General features: G+C 48.0%; 1 protein-coding gene. It reads right to left on the bottom strand.

The annotated features are described in order from the left end of the window. A partial coding sequence (locus DW981_RS15305; RefSeq protein ID WP_207664021.1) for a hypothetical protein occupies positions 1-765 on the bottom strand: 765 nt, incomplete at both ends.

Here is a 765-nt window from a genome sequence, read left to right as displayed (position 1 = left end):
ACCTGATACTGATAGATCCGTCCCTCCATGCAGCACTCTACCGCCTGGATGACCCTGCGGAACAGGTTGGCAGATATCCTTTGTCCGTCCTGCAGACGGATCATGTCATCTTTTCTTGCACCGGTCAGTTCTAATACTGCTCCATGGCAGCCACACGTACAGGATACATCTTTCCACCCGGCAATATCCCCTGTATCATACCGGATAAACGGCATCACCTTATTATGCCGTGCTGTCACGATCACATGACCGGTTCCCGCCGCCCGTTCCTGTTCCGTAAAGGGCTCGATCTCCACATATACGTTATGATCCATCACGTGCAGATTTCCTTCCGGGCATTCATATGCGATCGATCCAATCTCATTACAGCCGTACTGGCTGGCCGTTACTGCATCAAACGCACTTTCAATAAATCTGCGCTGTCGATCCGTTACCATTTCACCACTCAGCTCGATATACGTTAGCGATCCCGGAACTTCTGCTCCCGTCTCATATATGTATCTGGCTAAGATCATGGCAATGCTTGGCTGTAACAACAGCCACTTCGGTTGAAAAGCATAGATCCTGCCAAAGATCTCATCCAGCTTTTCCCGTTGCAGCAGTTCTTTGGAAATGCCCAGATAATTCTTCTGTTCGTCATACTTTGTTTGTCCATAATGATCTCTCAGGGTAAAGAAAAAACAAAATTTTGCATCGGTATTGATCCCATAATATTTCCGCCGGTACAGCCAGAGTGAAAAAAGCTGTCCTGCGCTTTCCGCATTG

The sequence above is a fragment of the Clostridium sp. AM49-4BH genome (assembly GCF_003478335.1).
In the GTDB taxonomy this organism is placed as follows: Bacteria; Bacillota; Clostridia; order Lachnospirales; family Lachnospiraceae; genus Butyribacter.
The sequence above is the reverse complement of the archived record's forward strand: the minus strand, read 5'-3'. Positions and strand labels throughout refer to the sequence as shown.